Genomic DNA, 252 nt, shown 5'->3' on the forward strand with positions numbered 1-252 from the left:
CCAGTCATGAGGGCGTTTTTCTGTTGTCATGTGACTACCATTATTTTTAGTTTCAAGTTCATGGTTTTTAGCAAGCGTGATCCATCGTTGCAAGGTTGAATAACCGATGCCTAAATCAAACGCAATATCTTCTAGGCGAACATCATCACATTGAGATAATGCTTTTTCAACAGCGTGAACTTTAAATTCTTGTGTAAATCGACGTCTCATTTTATCTGCCTCTATTAAAAGTTAGAGGCGACAACTATCCTG

1 protein-coding gene is annotated in these 252 nt (G+C 38.1%); it reads right to left on the bottom strand.

Annotation, left to right across the window (positions count from 1 at the left end):
- Positions 1-210 (bottom strand): transposase (locus tag AAEY68_RS21380; RefSeq protein ID WP_350586862.1); only part of this gene is annotated, 210 nt, incomplete at its 3' end.
- Positions 211-252 lie beyond the last annotated feature (42 nt).

Origin of the sequence: Pseudoalteromonas sp. RB2-MNA-CIBAN-0110 (assembly GCF_040309305.1) — a bacterium.
GTDB classification, from domain to species: Bacteria; Pseudomonadota; Gammaproteobacteria; order Enterobacterales; family Alteromonadaceae; genus Pseudoalteromonas; species Pseudoalteromonas arctica.